The organism is Neptuniibacter sp. SY11_33, from assembly GCF_047778025.1.
Taxonomy (GTDB): Bacteria; Pseudomonadota; Gammaproteobacteria; order Pseudomonadales; family Balneatricaceae; genus Neptuniibacter.
Genome location: NZ_CP180543.1, coordinates 1,544,943 through 1,566,031, shown reverse-complemented (window position 1 = coordinate 1,566,031; position 21,089 = coordinate 1,544,943). Strand labels below are relative to the sequence as shown.

Here is a 21,089-nt window from a genome sequence, read left to right as displayed (position 1 = left end):
CTCAAAAAAAAGGCTGTACCCAAAACAGTCAATTAGGTACAGCCAATATCAGAAAAACACTTACTGTTTATCCGATGAAGCACTTATTACTCCATGAAAGAACGTTACATTCTTTCCTCCAACAAAACGGACTGACCAAGTCTCTTTTTGTTAAAGCTTACGGCATTAAATGCAGCTGTAACTTTGCTCTGATACCTTTGCCATACTCGCTCATGAATGGTTTCAGCTTGTTTCTTACCAGAACAAAAAGCGACAAACTCTCTTTCAGTCTCACCTTTTGGTTTTCTTAAACCAGTAGCAAGTTCTTGGTAGGCAATACCTTTCAACTCAAGCACACGTGCCTGTTCAATCGTAAACTCTCCACTTTTTAAGAAACCATATGGAAAGTGCACTTTGTCTTCGAAACGCTTATCTGTACGGAAGCAATCATGAAACTTAGTTTCGAGTTCCATCACCAACCCCTTAACTATGTCTATTTTCTGCAAGTATTAATGCAGAATCATTTAAGGTAAAACGATGTTTTTTTATCGTTGTTAATCGAAAATACTTATCGCTAAATCAACGTATCAGAAGTCGTAGTTCCCATAACTCCAGTCACTATTTTCACGTAAACTTTTCTTAGCTAAGCGCTCTTCGATATCTCTCCAACGAGTCTTCCTTTTATTACGCTTATTCTCTTCTTGGGCCTGATCCCAATCTTCATCATGTTTTCTATGCCTAAATGTTTTCCTGAATGGGGAACCGCCTTCATCAGGTTCATATTCATAATCTTCATCAAAAAAGTCTTTCTTATTCATGTCATCTTTCTCGAAAAAGGGCAGCACCCCTTACCGAAAGGTGCTGCCAAAGGAGCCTATGCAATGCCTCGTAAGTCACCGCATAAGTTATCCATTAAGCAAACAGGAGCTGTAGGCTTAATAGAGGAAACAAGGTAATTCAAAATATCTGAGACAAATTCAGGTTTCGCTAGGTATTCCGGCACAAACTGAGGCTTAGCAATAAGCTCTCTTTCAATAAGTTCGTTAATGATGCCGAGGTAAGCAAACCCCGTTTTACCAACATATAAGCTACTGATATCACAATCCTTATAAAGCCTTAGGGCCTCACTAACTCCTCTGAGGTACAAATAATCCTTAGTGAAACCACCGCTACGATGAACTCGGACAGATAACTTAAATGCATCATCTGTTGGCATTTTCATCTCTTCGTGTAAGTAACTATAGGTATGACGAAAATCGCCATACTTAAGCATCTCCTTCACAGCGATAACTCTGAGCGCTAGCCCCTGCAATCGTGTTAAACACATGTTTCCACTATGGAATTCGTTAAGGATTGCTAACCCTTCTTGAGTCATCGTGTTACCAGGTAGACCCAATGAAAAAACTTTTAAAGGCTGAGATGCAGCATTTAAAGTAGTCGCCATATGCACGCCTAATTCATGGTGCGCTAATGCGTTTACTTCAGTTTCGGTCAATAACGCGTCCTTATTCACGAACAAGGTACGCTTTGCACCGGAAACCATTGCGGAAGCTACTATTTTTGAGGAAAGCTCAACTTTGCACTTCATGCCCCAATCAGAAGCCTTCAAACGGAAGTACTCCACAGCCTCAGCTGCACCTATACGCTTATCAGTTTCCGGATCATATTTAGCCGCGTGTAAAAGGAATTGAGCATTAGCCTCATCTTCTAAACTTGGTTCGCCGTAATATCTCAATGAGCTGTAAACAAACTGGGGACTACCCGCATTTACCAATAAATCGATCTTGCTAGATAAACCATCGATCACTTGGCAATACATCTTCTGAATACCAACGTCCCGAATTTTATCTACTGGTAAACGATAGAGTTTTTCTCGAAACTCATAAGGATTAATAGCCAGAGGTTTATATCTAAACTCAGGTTGATAATTACCTTTCTTAGCTAAAAACTTACGTTTTTCCTGCGCAATATTGACCGGATTAATGTAATTGAGGGTCTCCATACCCTTCGCTAATTTAGCCAGTTCTTTATCCACTTTGATAATTGCTGGATCCAATTTGGACGACAGCATATCTAAGCGGCGCAACCTCGGTTTTTTAGAATGCGCTCTTGCAAAATAAGCCCCGATATCAGTCAACACATGTTTAAAGCCGGACTTTAATTCATCCAAAACAATTGGATATTTTTCTCCAGATAGTTCATCCATAAAAACCTTTTTGACTTCACAAGGAATGACTAAGGTATTTTCGTATCGACTGTTAATGTGAGAAATAAGATAGCCACGCCCATAGAAAACATCGTCCAATCTTGCCGTCACAGTATCATTTGATAACTCAAGCTTACTCATTGAAGAGCGGAACTTATCAAGTACGCGTCCCCAACGATCAATATCAATTTGCTCAGTCCCAACGTTAAAAGTAGGAGTATCCCTTTCAATTCGTTTGTAATTGTAGGAGTGCACGTCAAATACAATACAAGCACCAAAAAGCTCTTCTACTTTTGCGACCAACGCATCTAATACGCGGTAAAAAGTTTTGTGTTTCTCAATACTTTTTCGCCTCAAGCTATTTGGCAGATTTTTAACCCAAACATCTTTTCCCCAAGCCTTGGTATAGATGCACCTTGCCAAGGGCCTATTAAGGTCGTACTCATATCTAGAATCTTTACCAATTAATGTAATGGGCATAGATTCAATCAACTCGCCAGTGTAAGGGTCTTCTTCATACAGCCTTTGTTCGTCAGATAATGCACAAAATGACACCAACTCTTGGCTAAAATTATGGCCGTCATGAACAGCAGCACAAACGGCTGGGGTATATGCCTCAACTTTCAAAGTAAAGGCTCCATCTTGATGCTCACATTCGAAGAAAGCACCTTCAGAGATTAATTTTAAAATCTCTTTTTCAGACAGTTTCTGCATCATCTATTACCTTTCTGAAAGCGCTCTTACGCTCCAAAACAAGCTCTTTAGCTGAGACAACATTCTCGATAAAGTCGATAACTTTGCATTGTAGTTTCACTCTATTAAGCCGATTGATACGGGTGATACCGCCCGGGCTAAGTACGTTCACCTCGATCAACTTTCCATTAATCACATCGAGCCCAACAAAATAGAGCCCATCACGAACCAATTGCGGCCCTATAGCGCGACAAAGCTCTTTCTCTTCCTTAGTAAGATGGTGCTTAACCTCTTTACCACCTGCGTGGATATTGGAACGGACATCATCTCCAGCAGGGACGCGACGCATAGCGCCTATAGGCTCACCATTCAACATAAGAATGCGCACATCACCTTGATCAGCACCTGTCACATACTCTTGTAAAATGACATAGTTGCTCGAATCACCTGACCCTATATAGAAATCCAATAACGATCTGAAGTTCTGTCTGGCATTTTTCTCAATGACGATAACGCCCTGACCACCAAACCCATTTAGAGGCTTCATAATCATTTTTTCAGTCGGCGAATCCTTTAACACTTGTTCTAGATATTCACGATTTTTTGATACATGAGTCGCAGGTACAAATCGGCTTGCATCACCACTAAATGAAGCTGGATAAAGTTTATTGTTTGCAACGCGCAGACCATCAATATCATTCATAATGAACACATCGTTTCGAACCGAATCTAAAAAGTTCAGCGCAACTGTATCCAGAGGTGGATTAGCACGCATAATGATCACGTCAAAACCAGCTAACGGCAGTTTGCACCGTTTAAATTCAGCCTTACGATAAAAAGACGGTATGTTGCTGCTCAGCTTTGTATCGCGCTTCAAAACATTACAAAAAGCATGCGCCTCACTATCCCTGACAGTCAGACTATTTGGTGTAGTCAGAGCGACTGTATGACCTCTAGAAGCAGCCTCATGGATCATCCTTAAAGTGGTGTCACTTTCAGGTGAAATTCGTTCCCATGGATACATCAAAAAGCAAATTTTCATTTCTACACCAAATATCGATTTAAAATTTTAATCAGTTAAAAAAGATCAAAAAAAAGCAGCCCATGTAAAAGAAAACTCTCGTTCATAGGCTGCTTTTGTCTTCAGTTATTTAAAATCTAACTACAAACCAGCAGCCTTAGAGACATAATGGAACCACGTTCGCTCATGAATATTTGAAGGTAGTTTTCCCCCCTTACAAAAATCCACAAACTGCCTTTCAATAAGCACAACCGGTTCCCTATGCCCTTTAGCGAAAGCAGAATACGCGTGACCATGTTTTTCTAGCAATGCCGCCTCTTCTGCGGAAAAGGCATCACTTTTACAGAACCCATCTGGATAATTTTCATGATCACTGAAACTACTTTCAGTCAAAAACGCTACTTGAAACATTGTTAGACCCAAACACCCTTTAAAGGAGCCAAATTGGCTTCTTAACCTTCAGTTGCAATTATTGATGCAGTGTTATTAACTGTAAAACGATGTTTTTTTATCATTTCAATCGATTTTTTTTATGGAAGAATTATGGATATAGGTTTGCTTAGAACGTTCCTAGAGGTTTCCAAAACAAGGCACTTTGGGAAAGCAGCAGAAAACTTATACCTAACGCAGTCAGCTGTCAGCTTTCGGATACGCCAGTTAGAAGAGTTAGTTGGGTTACCTTTATTTTCTAGACAACGAAATAACATCATGCTGACGAGTGCGGGGGAACGGCTAATTCCTCATGCAGAGAACATTCTAGCTTCGTGGCAGATTGCACTTCAGGATGTAGGTCTTCCGGAACAGCAAGAGATGCATCTATCCCTAGGCGGCATTTCCAATTTATGGGGAACCTTTCTTCAATCCACTCTACCCAAATTGGCCGAAGCTTTTCCTCAGATATCTATAAGAACGGAAATCAACTCTCATTTAGAGCTAACTAGAGCATTAATCGCTGGAAGGCTAGATATGGCTGTAGTGCTGGATCCTCCTAATTTGGCCGAGCTTAAGACCAATAAAATTGGTCAAATTGAGCTTGCTTTAGTGACTAATAAAAAGGGGGCTAAATTCAGCGATATTTATGATGTAGGTTATGTATTTGTTGATTGGGGCACTGCATTCAATATGAAGCATGCAAAGCTATTTAAAAAACCAGTAGCACCTGTGCTTCATACCGAACAAAGCCAAATTGCATTAGAATTTTTATTAACTAACGGAGGAGCTGCTTTCTTGCCGATGAGCCAATTAGAAAGCTATCTTCAAGAAGGACAATTGCATTTGATAGAAGGGATTAAAACCGTGAAACGTTCTGTGTACGCCGTATATAGTAAAAATGCTCCAGAACACCTAAATATAGAACCAATCATCGAGCTACTCTATGAGGTCGAATTGAAGCCCGAAACAACTCTTCAGCCGGTAGAGTAATGAGCTTGGTACAGAACAACTTAAATCTTATCAACTAGATAGCAGTATCCGAATTACCACTTTGTACTCAGCTAGCTTAGCTTTCTCAATCGACAAATATTTCTTTTCACTACTTGTAAAGATATCAACTAGCTACTGGTCCATAATCAGGTTATGCATCCGCTTTTGGCACTTAGCAGGACTCAAACATTCCAACAAGGCCCAATAAAAAAGTATGCAGGATAAAAATAGAAGAAGCTTGGTCACATATCGGTCACACTAACAATCAAACACTCAATCACTAATGTTAATAACAATGTAACACGCTGTATTTTAAGAAGAATTTGGTAGGACTAAGCAGATTCGAACTGCTGACCTCTACCATGTCAAGGTAGAGATACAGATAAATACCTTGAAGAGGATGAAGATATAGAAGGGTTACCAATAAGCACCATCAGGTGCATTAAAAGGATAATATCTTAGTAGCACGTAAATCTAATCCCTTCATATAAACAACTCTCTGCTAATGGTTGAAACAATTCCATCACACCTTTCTAACCCAACCACACCATTATTCTTAGTTTCTTATTACTAAAAAAATTTTAGGTTAATGAATTAAAAGTGAAAAGGGATTTATTAATATGCATGTAGGCGGTCTATGCGAATACTGCCAACAATTATCTAAGATAGTCCCTCCAAAAAACCACTTATAGATGTAATGGTTGCGGATCTATTTGGTGCTAAACAACTTCACTTAATCAACTTTGGGGGATTGTTAGAATTGGAAAGTACGACCAAAACATGATCCAAGGTTGCCAATACCAAAGTAAGGTCATGTATTTCAAGAATGTATGCTGTTTCTATTGATTTCTTGCAATACCTGTAAAGCAGAAAAGCTCTGACTTTACTATAAATTAACAACTGTATTCAACGAATAACAACACGGACTGATGATCAATCATTCTATTTTTTGATGATGAATCTACTTATGTAATTTCCTTAAATGTCTTAATAGGCATGCCGTCCTTGGTAATTCTTTGAGGCTTTTAAGTATAAACCCTCGCCCCTTAACCAAGCCATCAATCTTGCTAAGTGACAAATCTTCAAAATTATCTATTTTAAGAATTTCGGAATAGATTCGATCATCTTCTAGTAACCAGTCTTTATCTGGATGAGATGGCGGCTCTTTATCAGGCAAAATCTCTTCAAGTATTGAGGGAGCATGATGATAGAGATAAAAGAAATCAGCATTTAAAACTTCTTTGATCTCTTTCCTTCTCCAACTAGGGTTGGTTTCAACTAACTCTTTAATCTTTTCAATAGCATTAGTTATCCGTTCAGAAGAAGGTACTGCAGCCTCACCAATAGCTTTCTTAACGAGCTTAACATCAACATCTGCACGAATGCGTTTTCGCTTAGTAGTCCACGATCTGGCATTAACCAACTCGAATAGGCTCTTCCCAGCGGCTGAACATAACCAAAATACAAAAAGAATATGTTTCGTCGGATGACAGCAAAAGTGTGTTTTACCCCTCAATAACGGCCCTAGAAAATTAAAATCTGCTAATCCCTTTGGGAAACCAAGCTCGCCACCAAACTCTAGTGCTGTATAAAATTCTAGAATTGCCTCTGTTAACTTGCTAATTCTTACTCTTTGGAAACGAGTCACGAGCCCCAGCCCGAGCAGTTCTTTCTTATATATGTTCCGGTAATCAAGTGGTTCAGTTTCATCACACGATTGCTGCAAGAAAGCTTTTGCGAACTTCGCTAGGCCTATTTGAAAACAAGTTGCCTCAACAGCTTGTGTATTGGAAGGCGGCAAAGGTAGCTGGCGATCGTAACCATAGTCACCACTGCTTAAGCCATGTAATAAACAATGATGATCAGAGCATGCCTCTATCCCTGGGATATGGTGGAAGGTTTTAAAGTATCCAAAACCATGTATACCCCTGCTCTCAGACACACATGAAGGACAAAACTTTAGTCCTGCGAAGAAGTGGAGCTTAGACTGAGGGAGGCCCGCCAAAATGATTGTTTGTCCCCCATTATCTTCTAACATTGATTCCTTTAGCCGTAATTCAGAATCAAGTCCACACCACCAAAATAAGGGATACAAAGTATGTTTCATAATCAGAGCCTGTGGGTTCTGATTGGTACTAGATGAAATGCACTTCAGGTGTGAAGTTAAATAAGGGTGCAAACGAACCTTCTCTATACCTATTAGCTCTTTTCGAGCTAGCCTTTCATTGAAGAAGGCCCCTGTTCGACATAGCCTAGCTAGCCAGCTGACAATAAGCTCATCATCCAAAATGTGATGTCGAGCTGGTAGGTCCATTTCAGATTTTGTCCAGACTAGTTAAAGAGTCTCTTAGCCAATAGAGAATAACGAGCCAAAAAACGGGATGACGGGTTGTTTTCTGCTTTCTTAGACCTGACAGGGTCCTCCATAAAACATCTGGCTTACTCTGACGTTCATCTCTATAAGCCCGGAATAGATGATTAAGAATTCCGTCACCCAGGTCTGATTCCATTCTCTTCGAAAGGGCTTGGAAGAAAGGTTTATCTTTATGCCTGGTTACTTCTGGCAATGCCAAAATTCTTTTAACTTCAGATTGCCACAAGGTTATCAGATCGGGGTTAGACGCAATTAGTCTATCTACTTCAATAACGAAATTGCTCCACTCAAGTAATGAATGATTTTGACTGACAGGAATAAATTCATTTTCGCCAAGGAGTTTAGCTGGCAACGCTAGGCGATCAAGCCGCTTAACACAAGGATGAGTAAGCAATATCGAGCCGTGTTTGAAGCAGTGAGTAACAGATGGAATCTGGTGTCTCCTTACCCAGTAACTAAACCCTAGCTCTTCAGTTTGTTCACGTACACACTGTTCGCAGAGGTGCCAGCTCATAGAAAAAGCATAGGTATTTTGTTCCAAATGCGCTGGAGGGGATTTTATTTTCTGACCATTGTCGACTGAGTCAACACCTAGCTTCCACAATGAATAGTTTGTCCTTTTGACTAATAAGTCTTCCCTTTCGTTCTCCTCAAGTGTTGTACGAGCGAGAATACCATCCAGAATAGCTCCATCAATTCGCTGAGCTTTAAGGTGTTGTTTAGGGAGCCCCCAATAACCTAGGCAACCATCAAATGGAAAATTACTGAATCCGACACGAATATTATGTCGAATCCAGCCACTTAACAAATGTTCACCGTTAGCAAAAGCTATGTGTGTAAGATTGGCCCTATGATTTCTCATGTTCGATCGTCTGTCCGGCTTTAACTGGTTGAGCCCTAAGTTCTAGCTTGGCCCTCACTCGATTGAGTAGAGCTTGCTCGTTTGGCTTCAATTCCGATTGTGTTTCAAACTCCTCGAGTTTTTCCACAATGGTTATCGCGGCTGCACCACTGAACTGCTCTTCATCTGCAAAGCGTTTCAGATGTTTAAGTGCTGCTTCATTTTCTCCTTTGTCGAATAACTGACTGATGCTCAATAAATCCTGGAACAAACCTATTTTCTTTTTGCGGAGTGAAGCCAAAGCTAACTTAATCAACTTAAAACGTTTGTTGTATACAGTTTTTAAACGAGAGAGCGTCAAGGTCTCCTTACCAGATCTTATTGCATCAACCTGAGCTTCTCTCCATAGAGTAAAAAGCACATAAGGGATACCACAACTGAACCTATAAAGTTCTTCATCCCATCGCATACTGTATTGGATTGGTTGTTTGATAAGCTGAAATGAGAATAAAGCTCTGACTAGGTTGTCCCAATCTTTGCCACGATTCCTCTTAGGTAGATCAGACTTCTTAAGCGTCTTCTCACTTCCCCTTTCTATACTTCCGTTCGGTAATGCTTCCTCGGTAGATTCAGCGATACGAACATAAGGCCACAATTCGAGGGGTTCTCCTCCTCGCCTTCCATGTCTAAATTTACTCTCGAAAGGCTTTAACGCCTCGACAGTACCGATCTTCACAAAAGGCACAAGCAGATCATTTGATAAGCTATCAAATAGCTGACGCATTTTATCGATGTCAGTTTTTGTTGCGACATTTATATTCTGAAATTCATCAATAAACACAACTCCAACATGATATTTGATACAAAGATCCTGTAGGAAGCTTTCCATAGCACCTATGGTTGCAGACCTCCCTAATTTTGGTTGAACCATCTCAAAGTAATTAGTTTTTTCCACTCCCTGCAAGGTATAATCAAAAGCTCTAAAGAAATTTTTTAGTAACGTAGCCCGTGTCCCATCATGTGGCATTTCGACATGTAATTGGACTATTTGAATCTCATCAAAATTTTCTCGCTGATGAACTATTACATTTGGAAACGCAACAGACATCACACTATTTTTGACAAGGCTTTTCCCCATACCGGATAAACCTGTAAAAAACATATGCTCGCACGTTGTTTGTCCATCGTATTGTGTCAGCTGATGCCTCTCTCGTAATTCCTTAACATTTATTTCTGGATCAGCAATATCATAAGTCCATCCAATAACACTTGGCTCAAGTGGATTACGAGATTCATAACCATCCTCAATCAAGTGATAAACTGCATGATAAAATTCCACAAAAGGAGATGTCGGCATCAGAATTTGATTTACTCCTTTTTTAACAGTTGAAATGCGTTCATCTTTGGCAAGCACTCCAAGTTCTGGGAATGAAGGAAAGCGAGAAAGGACCTGGCGTAACCTGCTTGGAGACATCTTTGCTGGAAGTGCACTAATCAAACAGTTTCCTTGCTTTTTACCCTGATCAGAATTTCTGTATCTTGCTTTAACTACTGTGATTTTCTGCATACTAGCTCTCTTCATCCCCATAAAAATCAGCGTACTCATCATGATCATCAAACACTTCATCAGGAATATCTATATATTGATGTGAGCTACCCAAAGGTAAATTTTGTATTTGATTTTGCTGATAAGTTTTTGAGGGCAAGTACAATTCTTCAATTGCTGTGACATACCGGTTGGCTTGACGAATACGATCAAAAATAGACTCGGTAGACCTGTTTTCTTTTATAGTAGCAATCGAGGGTAACGCGGATACAACTCGTGACGAAGTGGCTTGCTTAATAGTTTCCTCAAGAAATAGCTCAATCGATGCAAGGCTCTGCTGCTCCGCTTCATGGAGAAGAGCTTTTCCAGGTTTTGTTTGAGTTTTTCTGACTTTCACCTCTGGAAAACTCAAGCCTGAATACTGTTGATCCTTCACATCTAAAGTAGCAAGTTTGAGGCCATCATTGGTACACACAAAAATCTTATCAACAATCCCTCTGAAAAACCTACATGAGAACCTAGGTGCACTATTTCTGCTTTCCTTTCGGTCCTGCAAACCCTTTTCAAGACTCCACTGACAGTTATATCGCAAACCATAATCTAACAAGTGTAGATGGGTACGATGAACAGAGACCGTACCTTTCTCAAGCAACCTGAGATACATCTCATTCTCTGACATTTCAAGAAGCCCTCCTGGTCTATATTTTCGCCCCCAGTGATATATTTGATTTGGGATAGGATCCACATTATCTCGTGCCATTTCGCGAGTAAGCGGGTAGTCATTTAAAACATGTACAGAATTAAAATGAACCGCATAAATAGTAGCGATAATGTAGAGTTCATTAATCGTTAGACATGCATTTTTTCGCGCAACTTGCCTGGCAATATCGTGTAGACTTTTCGTTTGGTGAGCTTTGCTAAGACCTTTAAAGAAAACACTAAATACATAAAACATCACTTCTATAAGGCCTTTATCATCCCCCCTTCCCGCTCGAGTAAACTTTATAGTCATGGGAAAATCAGTAATAGGACCTTCGCTTACTCGACTGTGAAACTCAGCTCTGTCCACTAACAAGGATTGTGGTATACCTTCATGGGGCCACAAAGTAGGATCTATCGGACAATTAATTTCAGCTAAAAAACCTGTCTTATTACGTGCTGCGTTGAAGACAGCCTCTTTAACTGTGGAATAACTTGGTGGCAAAGTCGTTATGTAAATGCCTGCAATACCTTCATCAAAACCCTCTCTAATAAAATATAAGGTGCCTTTTCCTATTTTTGTTGTTCTTGTTGGATCAAATTCTGACACAAGCTCCTCGTCAAATGGGGTCTCATCAAGTTGATACAGTTCCCCAGGGGCTGAAGAGTGAGTAAAAGGGTCTCCCGTGCGACCCGCTTTACTAGCTCGGTATTCATTATGACTTCGTTTATTACGGTCATGCTTAGAAGAAGGTCCATCATCTTGCTTGCTCAACCAGTATCTTATTTGGTCTTCTGAAGGCCTTTGGTTAGCGGGAAGCCATTTAATTTTGAATTTCATCCCTGTTTGCTGAAACTCCTGTGCAGAACATTTAACCCTGCTCTCAAAATAATATTTACTCCAGCACCATCTAGTTAGCTTTGGAATAGATTTTAAAGGGTTTCGATTTCTATGTTTTTTTACTTTCTCAAAAACCTTAAAGTCAAAATCATCTAGTACCTTACCTTTGGGTATATCCTGATTAGGTGCACCTTGTTTAACTCTAATTTCTCTTTTTTTGGGAACATGATTTGCATCTTTCCCTATTGGCAACCCAAGGCAGTTTTCTCGTCCTCCATGCCTAAGCCAAGAATAAAAACAGTTATACAGATAAGACTTAGAGCGACCAGTACTCTGCACAAGTTCTCCAAACTTATTATCACCATACCCATTACGCACAACTGACTCTAAATCCTGAATTAACGGATAGATTTCAGCCAAACGGTCTTTAGCTTTTTTTACAAACCGTTCTGGCAAATCATCTTCAGCTATCATTAGCTTTGGATCTAATTCAAGATCCGCTAATAGTAATTTCTCCTCATCAATCAGACTTAACAATTCAAAATAGTTTACAGATTTGGGGAACCTGGCCGTTGTATCCAAATTAATTATAAAGACTTGTTCAAGAGCCATCTCTATATTTACGACCAGATAATCCTCATCGATTAATATACCGTTTAAGACAACCTCATCTTCATTATCTGGATTCAAGCAAATAACTTTGTGAAGTTTAAAATGGGAACTAGGATTAAAAGCTAAAGTATTCATAATTGGGAAATAATTTTAAATCACTGGCCGCCATCTCAAGTACTAGAGGAAGATTCCAGTCAAAATCCAAAAGCCCTTTCCAAATCGCGAAATAAAAGAAACTTGCAGCCGTCTGGTAAGGAATACCTGTCTGCATCGACGATGTATGTAAGGTATGAGCAACACGATCAAATTGGTTCTCAGATAACTCCCCGACAAAGTTTGAAAGCCATATTTTAAAAACGTCTACTAGCCATGGATCTAGTTTTGAATGTCTATATAGTCTCTCCAAATTCTTGCACTTCACTGTCTTAAGTTCGTCAGAAGTAACCTTCTCAAAATATATTCCATTTTTAAGGCAGTACTCTTCTTGTATTTTTAACTTTTCATTTTCCCTTTTCTTATCAAGTGCGGACTTCTCCTTTACCGCATATGCACACTTTTCCCCATCAGATCTTATACAGTAAAAATCTATTGTTTGTATCATAGGAACCCCCGTATCTCGATATATCGGGTGTTCAATATTTTCATCTTTGGCTATATTAACAGTCACATCAAGAGGCAATGCCCACTGTTCATATAGTTCAACAACATCTTGATCCCACGCCAGTAATAAATACATAAACAGTTCGTTTATCGATAGTAAATGAACCACTCTATATATATGCTTAAAATGTGCTACTTTTACCTTAATACCTGATGATTGAATATCCTCTACAAACCAGAAAGGTTTATACTCACTACCAACATATTTTTTATGCTCGTCATACCACCGCTTCTGCCTAGTAAAGGTAACCCCTTTCATTCTTTTTCCCATTCACCCTTCCTCAAATAAGAAAAATCATAGTTTTTAAAAACAGCAGTGTCGAACGAAAATATTTCAACACATGCCATTAAAATCCACACAAAAACAATAAAAAACCCAAACTAAAATAATATAAAAAGAATAATAAGACCCATAAAAAAACAGCCAAAACAATAATATAATAAATATCAAAAAGCACATAAAACACAGATATCAAGAGCCTTTAGAATTACCAATATAATATAAAAAAACCCCCAAACAATTACTAAACCGCATATAAATACAAAACAATAAAACCGGCAAATATCAAGCCAATTTAGAACATTATGAATAAAATTTAATTTGATTTATTTACGCCTCACTTCAGAAGCAAGGAGGAGATAAAGTTCAGCGGACTATCCAATAAAAAATGGCTTTATGTACCCCAAAAAGGGAGGCCTCTCTTAGAAAACAGTGCCGATCTCAAGTTTGGTGCGCTCTCTATTCTTATCTGAGCTAGGTATACACTATAAGTATCAATCGAATCCCAACAAATCTGTTTGGAATTTCGATAATGATTGAGTTCTGTAATCCTATAGCTCATTATCGAAGGGGCATTACTAGCAGACTTAGCTTCGGGTTGTCTGAGTAGTTGCCAAAAATGATTACCCGTTCTCGTTTATAGCCAAAAGAAAGCTATGCCTTACAAGGTGATCTCACCCCAAGGAAACCCAAAGGGATTACTAACCACCTGCTCAATTTGGTGGTTAAGAGTGAAATTTAAAAACAAATACTTTTCCGGCCTGTACCCCTCGTAACTCTCCTATCTCGTTGAAAATGGGATAACAATGTATTGGTTTTAATTACAATAGTATTTGTTTTAATTCCTTCAATACAGTTAAACCACCTGCCCTGCAGCAAACCCAGACGCCCAAGCCCATTGGAAGTTATGGCCGCCAAGATGGCCGGTTACATCTAAACACTCACCGATAAAGTACAAACCCGGTGCTTTTTTAGCTTCCATGGTTTTCTGATTGATCTCGTTGGTATCTATACCACCTAGCGTCACTTCCGCTGTACGGTAACCTTCGGTACCTGAAGGTTTGATTTTCCATTCCCTGAAAGCGCTATTCACTGTCTCTAGGTCTTTATTGGATTGGTTACCCATAATGCCGCTAAAGCCAAATAGCTGGCAGAGGATCTGTGCCATACGCTTACTCATCTGCTGCGCCATGATGGTAGTAATTTCCGCTTTTGGGCGCGCTTCGCGTTGCTCTTTTAGCCATGCTAGCAGATCAAACTCTGGGAACAGATCTATCTCCACTTCTCCACCCGGTTGCCAGTAGGAAGAGATCTGCAAAATAGCAGGACCACTTAAACCGCGGTGGGTAAAGAGCATACTTTCGACAAAGCTGGTTTTACCGATTGTCGCTTTTACTTTATGAGATACACCCGAGAGTTCTTTAAGAACTTCTTTCTCTTTAGGTTGCAGCGTAAACGGTACCAGTGCAGCTGTTTTAGGCAGTATTTTAAGATCAAACTGTTCAGCTATATCGTAAGCAAAGCTGGTAGCTCCACCATTGGGAATAGACAAACCACCGGTCGCAATTACAACGGATTCTGCTTTGATTGGCCCTGATGAGGTTTGCAGTAAGTAACCCTCTTCCTGCTTTTCGATACCATTGACGCTCAGCTCGGTACGGATCTCATTACCCGCCCATTCTGATTCGGTCATTAGGACGCGAAGAATCTCTTTACTGGATTCATTACAGAACAGCTGGCCGAGTGTTTTTTCGTGATATTCGACGCCGTGGCGATCAACCAGATCGATAAAGTCCTGTGCTTTGTAACGACTCAAAGCAGATTTACAAAAATGAGGATTCTGCGAAAGGAAGTTAGCGGGGCCGTTATGAATGTTAGTGAAGTTACAACGTCCACCACCCGACATTAGGATTTTACGGCCAACTTTTTTAGTGTGTTCGATGACAAGAACAGAGCGTCCGCGATAACCAGCAGTAGCGGCACACATCAGGCCTGAAGCTCCGGCTCCGATAATTACTACATCGTACTGTGTCACACGCTTTCTCCGCTGGTTTGAAAGCGCGCTATCTTACCACAAGCTATTATTTTTCAGGCTTGTTTTTATGGCTACCGTCGCAGAGTGGTTGTGTTTTTGTTTGCTTGCACATACAAAGCCACACCTCACCATCCTCTTCGGCTTCAAAGACAACAGGATCTATCCCTGTGCCTTGATGAGAACCATCACAAAACGGTTGATCACCCGAGCGACCACAAGCACACCACGCATAAGTCTGCCCCGCATCTAGGTGAATTTTGACTGGGGCATCAGCTGCCCTATGAACGGGTGAATGAGACATCGTTATGCTCCTCTACTGAATATTCCGCCGTCCTTAGCAGCATTTAGTGCTATCGCTATATTCAGTAAACGTAGAAGAGCAATTTCAATTGTTCAAATTTAGAACAATACAATTATTAATGCTGAAACGCTTGATCAAGCTGATTAAGATTATTTGATAGCCACTTTGTAAGATCAGTTTTCAGTGGTTTGATCGCTGTATCCACCAGCCATAAACCCGATTGTGGCTCGAGCTTTTTACTCTTAGGTTTGATCTGCAATGCCTCGCTACACTCCTCTTCCACTGGCAAGTAAGTGGCTTGCGCTAGCGGTTGGAGTTTAGGGTTATCGAGGCAAACAGCGACAACATCATGCTCCAGCAGTGTCTCATCTAACTTAAGAGCATAATCACTGATCTGTTTTTGCAGCGCCATTTGGTTTGAACGGATAATCGGAGCCTGACCAGGCCAGATACGCTGAAATTCACGAGCAACAATCTGACTCATTACACGCAGGTTATCAGGCGCTAACCAAAAGTACGTACTCTGTTCTGAATCTTGAGCACTTAAACTTACTTGCGCGCCGCCCGGTAGAATTTCTTGTGCTGCATCGACATTGATAACACGAACATTGGTCGCTCTTAGGTGCTTAAACAGCGCATATTCAGGCCAAATCGACTCAATTGATACCACAGCGGTCACAGGACCTTGTTTTGAAATAACCGCTCCACTTTTATGCTTTAACCAATTGTTAATACGGGACACTGGTAAACGTTTTGGTGGAAGATAAATCGCCTCAACATCCGTACCTTCAAGCAAGGCTTGGTTTATGGCATGGATGATAGGCATTGCCGACGCAACACGTGGAGTCTCTGCCTTATTGTCAGCGGCAGAATAACCGGACAACGTCAGCATTAAAGCGACCAAAATCAGCTTAATTTTCATAACAGGAACTCTAAGTAAAACTACGAATCCGATTGGTAATAACAGCCAACACAAACCCTAAACTAGCCAATAACACAATGGCGGCCCCGGATGGCACGGGTAGCTCTAGAGCCATCGGTAAAATGATACCGGCCAAACAACAGATAGTTGAAAGCAGGATATTGGTCCAGAAGAACTGTCTGATATTTCGGGTAACTAAACGCGCGGTTGTTGCTGGAATTAACAACATCGCCCCTACAAGAATGGCACCCGCAATTTTCACAGCTGCAACAGTAATCAAAGCAATTAGTACAACGAAAGCGTAATCGAACAAACGTGTGTTAATGCCATTCACTTGCGCCAGCTCTGGGTTCAGCGAAGCAAGCAAAGCCTGATTACCAAAGCAAACTGTGAGTAATAGGCAAATAGCACCAATCACCGCGAGAATAAAGAGATCCTGATCCTGCACGGTCAGTATCGAGCCGAACAATACATTCTCAAGAATATGAACATTCACCTTACGCGCCACATAAAGCAGCAAGGCTGCGCCCATTGCGATAGCCACCGCTAGGAATACACCAACAAGCGCATCATAAGGTACTTGGGTACGGCTTTTGATCCAGTGCAGCAACAAGGCAAAGATCAGACAGAAACTAAATAGCGACGCATAAGGATGCGCAGCAGGCTCGCCCAACAAGATACCAATCGCGATACCTGTTAAAGCTGCGTGCCCTACTGCCTCAGAGAAGAAAGCTAAACGCTTGATGACCACCAAACTGCCCATGCCTCCAAGGAGAGGGCCAATAATGAGCGCAGCAACCAAGGCATTGATCAAAAAACCATATTCAAAGATGCTTGGCAGCGTGCCTTGAGCCTGCATTTCAAAGGCCCAATTTCGTAGTGCTTCCATCAGGCTACTGCCTCCATCTCTCTCTTTGAAGATGAATCAAACGAAGCCCCAACGATGCCAAGATCAACCTCACTTGGAAGTCCCATATCGACTAAGCCACCGTTTATAAGCAAAACATTATCCGCATGCTCTCTAACAAAGCTCATATCATGATGAACAACCACCAAGGTTTTACCTTGCTCTCGAAGATTGAGCATCAGATCAGTAATCAATGCTTGGCCTTCAGCATCTAGACCTGTCATGGGCTCATCTAAGAACCAAAGATCTGAAGATCGGCTTAGCGCCTGCGCAAACATCAAGCGCTGCCTTTCACCGCCAGATAACTGCCCAAGCTGTAGCTCTGCTTTCCCCTGTAAACCAACGGTGTCTAATAATTCTAAAACCGTATTTCGAGTTTCCTTTTGATGACGAAAAAACACAGGCTTGCGGCTTAAACCGGCACTGAGGAAGTCTGAAATTGTCACAGGTAGAACTTGATCGAATCGAGGTTGTTGCGGGATATAGGCAGGCTTTTGCGCTTTATTCATCCAAGTGCGTTTTATTTCACCCTGATGTGGAGCTAAACCTAACATGGACTTCAACAAAGAGGTTTTACCCGCACCATTAGGACCAACAAGCAGGTGCATTTTGCCGGCACATAATAGAGCCGAGCTAGGCGATAAAATCTGATTACCTGCAATGCTGAGGCAAACATTATCCAATTTGATTGAAGGGCCCATTATGCAGCTCCTTCATCGGCTAATGCACTTTTAAGCGCCTTAACTAAAGTTTTTAAGTTGTGCTCCATCTCGCGGTAAACAAGTTCAGCATCATATTCACCGAATGTTAGATGCGAGAAATGGTACAGACCTATCCCCGTTGCTTTTTCTACCGTCTCAACATAGCGATAATCCATGTTTAGCTCGGTAAAGAGCACTTGTACTTGAGCGTCACGGATACGGTCGATTGTGCCTTTTAGCTGGCTCGCACTCGGCTCAACTCCGTGCGCAGGCTCAATCACTGTATCGATGCCGATTCCAAATTCCTGCAAAAAATAACCGTAAGCGTTATGGGTACTCGCGATGCGAATACCACTCAAATCTAAGCCATTTAGCGCTTGGGCATATTGGTTCTTAAGCTTTCTAAGCTTGCGCGCGTATTGCACCGCATTTTTCTTATAGAACTTGGCATTGTTTGGATCTAATTCACCAAGATTTTTAGCAATGGTATAGACCTGACGAATAGCCGCACTGATCGATACAAAAGTGTGAGGGTTCCACGCACCCACAGTATTTTCGGCAGCTAATAGAGGTACATCCTGATTAGCCAGAATCACCTTAATCTTTTTACGCTGCTTACCGTTTTGAGCTTCCAACGCTTCAAGAGCTCTAAACGCAAATTCATCATGACCGATGCCATTCACCACCAAGGCATCCATGGTCATTAAACGTTTAAGATCGGCTGGTTGAAGCTCATAACTATGCGGATTAAAACCGGCATCAACCAAAGGCACGATCTCCGCTCTATCCTTAACGATATTAGAAACGTAGGCGTAGTATGGGTGTAGCGTGATGCCAACCTTCAATGGCTCTGCCATCAAAGCGCTGGAAAACAAAAATAAAGAAAATGTAATTAAACGCTTAATCATGAGTGGAAGCCGTTTCCCAGTTTGTTAACTGATCGCAATTTGGAGTGTTTGTGGCTGTTTGTCGCCAATAGATCTCGGAATGATCATTGTGTATTTTCAAAACAAACTCGCGGGAGCCTTCTTTGGAAGAGCGACCGAAATAACAAACAGAATCGATAAGATCCCAAGTGTAAGCAGCAAAAGTGCCGTTGCTATCAGCAAACGGTGGTAGTTCCTGTTCGATTAACTCTGAAACAGTTGGCAGACTGCCATCATCAGAGAGAAACATAATCTCATCAGCAGCATTTCTTAAGGCCGTCAAAACAGCCTTTCCTTCGACATCAAGTTGAAGATGTTTTTGCGGCGCTAAACTCGGAGCCTGATTATTCTGCAAAACATAGCTAGCAATAGAAAGGATGATCACGATACTGCCGATCAGCCAGTAACTCTCAACACGGCCATTATCGGGCCTAACAACCTCAACAGCTCCGTCCTCTTCCAGTGCAGAGGTTTTAAAGTTCGCCATAATCAACCTCTACGGTAAACTCATGCCCTGAATCAAACTGAATATAAAACTCACCTTCAGGCTGTTTGAAGCGAACTTGAGAGAACTTATCGGCTTTTTCAGACACCAATAAGGTCTCATCGTAGTCATAGAGCTTAACTGGCTTACCCACCGCTTTAGTGCCATCACTAAAACCGACATGGCATAGGATTTCAGCCGATTCTTGCTCGCAAGTCATAACTGGGTAATGCGCAAGTGCAGATGCACTTGCACTCATTAATATCCCTATTAATCCGTATTTTGTTGCTTTAAGCATTACTCAGGTAAAACCTCAAAACTTACGAAACGGATCGCATATTGGTAATCAGCCAGATCGCTCTTGATTGGGCTTTTTAGATCAGCACCGACTAACCATGGGCCTGCTTGCTCTGGCGTGAAGATAATTTTGCCATCTTTAGCCGTTGTAACCGGAATAGCACCACGTTCGCTGCGGTACTTAGTGCCAGCAGGCGTCACTTCAACATCAACATCAGCCACTGGTTTGCCGTCTAACAGCATAGTGAACTCAACTTCTTCACCCACAACGATATCGTTTGGATGTGTATCTAGCTGGATTTCCAAGCCTTTGCCTTTAACCTCTGTGACTAGGTCTGTAGGCGCGTTATTAGTGATGTATGTTGCAGTCACCATATCGATCAATAAGGTAGAAACATCACGGGCATTTTTAGGTAGACGCTCTTTCGCTTGCACCTTGTCCGCCATCATACGTTTAGGGGTATCACGCTTACCTGACTTATAACTGGTGAAATAGTAAGGCTGACGCTTACCTTCGATCTTGTAAGTACCCGGCTGGTCAATATACATATCAAACACACTACGACGATGACCTTTAAAGTAGCTGCCTAGCCAATTACGATCTCCATCCGGTGAATAGATAACAAAATCATCCAACGGTACGCCTTTATCAAACCCGAAAACCGTATGAGACGCACTGACATCAGCGGTGATCCATTCACCCTGCCCTTCTTCTGTTGATACTGTAAATTCACTTGGCAATATCCATAAAGGATGAGCTTGAGCTACAGCTGACACACCCAAAGCACTCGCTAATAGGCAGCCTTTAATCGTGCGGCCTAGTTGTTTAATCATCATTATTTACTTTCTCCAATACTGATATTAACTGGCCCTAGCTCTGCACCGGCATCCAGTTTATAAACCTGTTGTCCCTTACCTAAGGCAATCTTCTGTTTCAGCAACGTACGATCCCCATGTTCACGAACCGCTTCTAGATACAGGGTGTATTCACCTTCAGGAAGTTCTTTACCTTGGTTATCGGTTCCATCCCATTTCAACGTGTAGCCACCAGGCGCACGGGTAGCTCCTGTCACGCCATCTACCGCTTGGCCATATCGACCCGCTTTACGCCACCAGCGACGAATATCCTTAAGCCATTTTTTATCGTCAAACCAAACACTGATAGTGCTTACCGCTTTGCGCTGGCCTTTTTGTTCTACCCACACCGCAACAAAGGGACGCTGATACTTAGAAGTTGCTATTTGCGGGATGGTTAACTCAATTTGATGTGTACCTGCTGAGATGACAGAACCACTTACCAACCCTAGACTGAGACATGCAGCGTAAATTAGTTTTTTCATTA

21 protein-coding genes are annotated in these 21,089 nt (G+C 41.3%); 1 reads left to right on the top strand and 20 read right to left on the bottom strand.

The genetic code is table 11. From position 1 onward, the window contains the following. Window positions 1-104: 104 nt before the first annotated feature. The 5 genes from maoP (ACMXYV_RS07360) to maoP (ACMXYV_RS07340) all read right to left on the bottom strand — a co-directional run bounded on the left by maoP (ACMXYV_RS07360) (window position 105) and on the right by maoP (ACMXYV_RS07340) (window position 4,310). Window positions 105-452: a DUF413 domain-containing protein gene (gene maoP, locus ACMXYV_RS07360; RefSeq protein ID WP_415891131.1), complete on the bottom strand. Its 348-nt coding sequence runs from the start codon at window positions 450-452 to the stop codon at window positions 105-107. A gap of 114 nt (window positions 453-566) precedes the next feature. Continuing rightward, the gene (locus ACMXYV_RS07355) at window positions 567-797 is read right to left on the bottom strand and encodes a hypothetical protein (protein WP_415891130.1); all 231 of its coding nucleotides are present in this window, start codon (window positions 795-797) and stop codon (window positions 567-569) included. Window positions 798-853: 56 nt separating this feature from the next. Continuing rightward, window positions 854-2,902 carry a flavohemoglobin expression-modulating QEGLA motif protein gene (locus tag ACMXYV_RS07350; protein ID WP_415891129.1) on the bottom strand — a complete coding sequence of 683 codons (2,049 nt, stop codon included), beginning with the start codon at window positions 2,900-2,902 and terminating at the stop codon, window positions 854-856. Continuing rightward, a complete protein-coding gene (gshB, locus tag ACMXYV_RS07345; RefSeq protein ID WP_415891128.1) occupies window positions 2,883-3,920 on the bottom strand; it encodes a glutathione synthase in 1,038 nt (345 codons plus the stop codon). Before gshB ends, ACMXYV_RS07350 begins: the two co-directional genes overlap by 20 nt. A 120-nt stretch (window positions 3,921-4,040) precedes the next feature. After that, window positions 4,041-4,310 (bottom strand): DUF413 domain-containing protein, encoded by a 270-nt coding sequence (gene maoP / locus ACMXYV_RS07340; protein WP_415891127.1) that lies wholly within the window; start codon window positions 4,308-4,310, stop codon window positions 4,041-4,043. 132 nt (window positions 4,311-4,442) lie between these two features. On the opposite strand from maoP (ACMXYV_RS07340), the gene ACMXYV_RS07335 reads away from it, so the two are divergent. After that, window positions 4,443-5,321 (top strand): LysR family transcriptional regulator, encoded by an 879-nt coding sequence (locus tag ACMXYV_RS07335; RefSeq protein ID WP_415891126.1) that lies wholly within the window; start codon window positions 4,443-4,445, stop codon window positions 5,319-5,321. Between the two features lie 961 nt (window positions 5,322-6,282). Here ACMXYV_RS07335 and ACMXYV_RS07330 read toward each other — a convergent pair. From ACMXYV_RS07330 to ACMXYV_RS07260, 15 genes are all read right to left on the bottom strand, one after another. Beyond that, the gene (locus ACMXYV_RS07330; RefSeq protein WP_415891125.1) at window positions 6,283-7,635 is read right to left on the bottom strand and encodes a TniQ family protein; all 1,353 of its coding nucleotides are present in this window, start codon (window positions 7,633-7,635) and stop codon (window positions 6,283-6,285) included. A 1-nt stretch (window position 7,636) separates the two neighbouring features. Further along, window positions 7,637-8,557, bottom strand: coding sequence for a hypothetical protein (locus ACMXYV_RS07325; protein ID WP_415891124.1), 921 nt, complete (start codon window positions 8,555-8,557; stop codon window positions 7,637-7,639). After that, on the bottom strand, window positions 8,544-10,103 hold the full coding sequence (locus ACMXYV_RS07320) for an ATP-binding protein (protein ID WP_415891123.1): 1,560 nt from the start codon (window positions 10,101-10,103) through the stop codon (window positions 8,544-8,546). Before ACMXYV_RS07320 ends, ACMXYV_RS07325 begins: the two co-directional genes overlap by 14 nt. A gap of 1 nt (window position 10,104) precedes the next feature. Further along, window positions 10,105-12,312: a hypothetical protein gene (locus tag ACMXYV_RS07315; protein ID WP_415891122.1), complete on the bottom strand. Its 2,208-nt coding sequence runs from the start codon at window positions 12,310-12,312 to the stop codon at window positions 10,105-10,107. 37 nt (window positions 12,313-12,349) lie between these two features. Then, entirely contained in the window at window positions 12,350-13,165 is an 816-nt protein-coding gene (locus tag ACMXYV_RS07310; RefSeq protein ID WP_415891121.1) for a TnsA endonuclease N-terminal domain-containing protein, read from the bottom strand. An 865-nt stretch (window positions 13,166-14,030) separates the two neighbouring features. After that, window positions 14,031-15,161 (bottom strand): NAD(P)/FAD-dependent oxidoreductase, encoded by a 1,131-nt coding sequence (locus tag ACMXYV_RS07305; protein ID WP_415891431.1) that lies wholly within the window; start codon window positions 15,159-15,161, stop codon window positions 14,031-14,033. 94 nt (window positions 15,162-15,255) lie between these two features. Continuing rightward, a complete protein-coding gene (locus tag ACMXYV_RS07300) occupies window positions 15,256-15,510 on the bottom strand; it encodes a CDGSH iron-sulfur domain-containing protein (protein WP_415891120.1) in 255 nt (84 codons plus the stop codon). A 115-nt stretch (window positions 15,511-15,625) separates the two neighbouring features. Beyond that, window positions 15,626-16,432, bottom strand: a complete 807-nt coding sequence (locus ACMXYV_RS07295) for a hypothetical protein (protein WP_415891119.1) — start codon at window positions 16,430-16,432, stop codon at window positions 15,626-15,628. A gap of 10 nt (window positions 16,433-16,442) precedes the next feature. Further along, entirely contained in the window at window positions 16,443-17,321 is an 879-nt protein-coding gene (locus ACMXYV_RS07290) for a metal ABC transporter permease (protein WP_415891118.1), read from the bottom strand. Then, window positions 17,321-18,040, bottom strand: a complete 720-nt coding sequence (locus tag ACMXYV_RS07285; protein ID WP_415891117.1) for a metal ABC transporter ATP-binding protein — start codon at window positions 18,038-18,040, stop codon at window positions 17,321-17,323. The genes ACMXYV_RS07290 and ACMXYV_RS07285 overlap by 1 nt, the downstream gene beginning before the upstream one ends. Beyond that, complete coding sequence (locus ACMXYV_RS07280) at window positions 18,040-18,948, bottom strand: metal ABC transporter solute-binding protein, Zn/Mn family (protein WP_415891116.1); 909 nt, start codon at window positions 18,946-18,948, stop codon at window positions 18,040-18,042. The genes ACMXYV_RS07285 and ACMXYV_RS07280 overlap by 1 nt, the downstream gene beginning before the upstream one ends. After that, the gene (locus ACMXYV_RS07275) at window positions 18,941-19,453 is read right to left on the bottom strand and encodes a DUF6162 family protein (RefSeq protein ID WP_415891115.1); all 513 of its coding nucleotides are present in this window, start codon (window positions 19,451-19,453) and stop codon (window positions 18,941-18,943) included. Before ACMXYV_RS07275 ends, ACMXYV_RS07280 begins: the two co-directional genes overlap by 8 nt. Further along, window positions 19,440-19,709 carry a hypothetical protein gene (locus tag ACMXYV_RS07270; protein WP_415891114.1) on the bottom strand — a complete coding sequence of 90 codons (270 nt, stop codon included), beginning with the start codon at window positions 19,707-19,709 and terminating at the stop codon, window positions 19,440-19,442. The genes ACMXYV_RS07275 and ACMXYV_RS07270 overlap by 14 nt, the downstream gene beginning before the upstream one ends. Before the next feature lie 38 nt (window positions 19,710-19,747). After that, window positions 19,748-20,584 (bottom strand): DUF4198 domain-containing protein, encoded by an 837-nt coding sequence (locus ACMXYV_RS07265; RefSeq protein WP_415891113.1) that lies wholly within the window; start codon window positions 20,582-20,584, stop codon window positions 19,748-19,750. Further along, the gene (locus tag ACMXYV_RS07260; RefSeq protein WP_415891112.1) at window positions 20,584-21,087 is read right to left on the bottom strand and encodes a DUF2271 domain-containing protein; all 504 of its coding nucleotides are present in this window, start codon (window positions 21,085-21,087) and stop codon (window positions 20,584-20,586) included. The genes ACMXYV_RS07265 and ACMXYV_RS07260 overlap by 1 nt, the downstream gene beginning before the upstream one ends. Between the last annotated feature and the right edge of the window lie 2 nt (window positions 21,088-21,089).

Excerpts from the sequence above, each read along its gene's own strand:
- ACMXYV_RS07350 (WP_415891129.1), bottom strand. The coding sequence starts at position 2,902 with ATGATGCAGAAACTGTCTGAAAAAGAGATTTTAAAATTAATCTCTGAA.
- ACMXYV_RS07270 (WP_415891114.1), bottom strand. The coding sequence starts at position 19,709 with ATGAGTGCAAGTGCATCTGCACTTGCGCATTACCCAGTTATGACTTGC.
- ACMXYV_RS07355 (WP_415891130.1), bottom strand. The coding sequence starts at position 797 with ATGAATAAGAAAGACTTTTTTGATGAAGATTATGAATATGAACCTGAT.
- maoP (WP_415891131.1), bottom strand. The coding sequence starts at position 452 with ATGGAACTCGAAACTAAGTTTCATGATTGCTTCCGTACAGATAAGCGT.
- ACMXYV_RS07265 (WP_415891113.1), bottom strand. The coding sequence starts at position 20,584 with ATGATGATTAAACAACTAGGCCGCACGATTAAAGGCTGCCTATTAGCG.
- maoP (WP_415891127.1), bottom strand. The coding sequence starts at position 4,310 with ATGTTTCAAGTAGCGTTTTTGACTGAAAGTAGTTTCAGTGATCATGAA.
- ACMXYV_RS07335 (WP_415891126.1), top strand. The coding sequence starts at position 4,443 with ATGGATATAGGTTTGCTTAGAACGTTCCTAGAGGTTTCCAAAACAAGG.
- ACMXYV_RS07310 (WP_415891121.1), bottom strand. The coding sequence starts at position 13,165 with ATGGGAAAAAGAATGAAAGGGGTTACCTTTACTAGGCAGAAGCGGTGG.
- ACMXYV_RS07285 (WP_415891117.1), bottom strand. The coding sequence starts at position 18,040 with ATGGGCCCTTCAATCAAATTGGATAATGTTTGCCTCAGCATTGCAGGT.
- ACMXYV_RS07295 (WP_415891119.1), bottom strand. The coding sequence starts at position 16,432 with ATGAAAATTAAGCTGATTTTGGTCGCTTTAATGCTGACGTTGTCCGGT.
- ACMXYV_RS07300 (WP_415891120.1), bottom strand. The coding sequence starts at position 15,510 with ATGTCTCATTCACCCGTTCATAGGGCAGCTGATGCCCCAGTCAAAATT.
- ACMXYV_RS07320 (WP_415891123.1), bottom strand. The coding sequence starts at position 10,103 with ATGCAGAAAATCACAGTAGTTAAAGCAAGATACAGAAATTCTGATCAG.
- ACMXYV_RS07305 (WP_415891431.1), bottom strand. The coding sequence starts at position 15,161 with ATGTGTGCCGCTACTGCTGGTTATCGCGGACGCTCTGTTCTTGTCATC.
- ACMXYV_RS07260 (WP_415891112.1), bottom strand. The coding sequence starts at position 21,087 with ATGAAAAAACTAATTTACGCTGCATGTCTCAGTCTAGGGTTGGTAAGT.
- ACMXYV_RS07325 (WP_415891124.1), bottom strand. The coding sequence starts at position 8,557 with ATGAGAAATCATAGGGCCAATCTTACACACATAGCTTTTGCTAACGGT.
- ACMXYV_RS07275 (WP_415891115.1), bottom strand. The coding sequence starts at position 19,453 with ATGGCGAACTTTAAAACCTCTGCACTGGAAGAGGACGGAGCTGTTGAG.
- ACMXYV_RS07330 (WP_415891125.1), bottom strand. The coding sequence starts at position 7,635 with ATGGACCTACCAGCTCGACATCACATTTTGGATGATGAGCTTATTGTC.
- ACMXYV_RS07280 (WP_415891116.1), bottom strand. The coding sequence starts at position 18,948 with ATGATTAAGCGTTTAATTACATTTTCTTTATTTTTGTTTTCCAGCGCT.
- ACMXYV_RS07290 (WP_415891118.1), bottom strand. The coding sequence starts at position 17,321 with ATGGAAGCACTACGAAATTGGGCCTTTGAAATGCAGGCTCAAGGCACG.
- gshB (WP_415891128.1), bottom strand. The coding sequence starts at position 3,920 with ATGAAAATTTGCTTTTTGATGTATCCATGGGAACGAATTTCACCTGAA.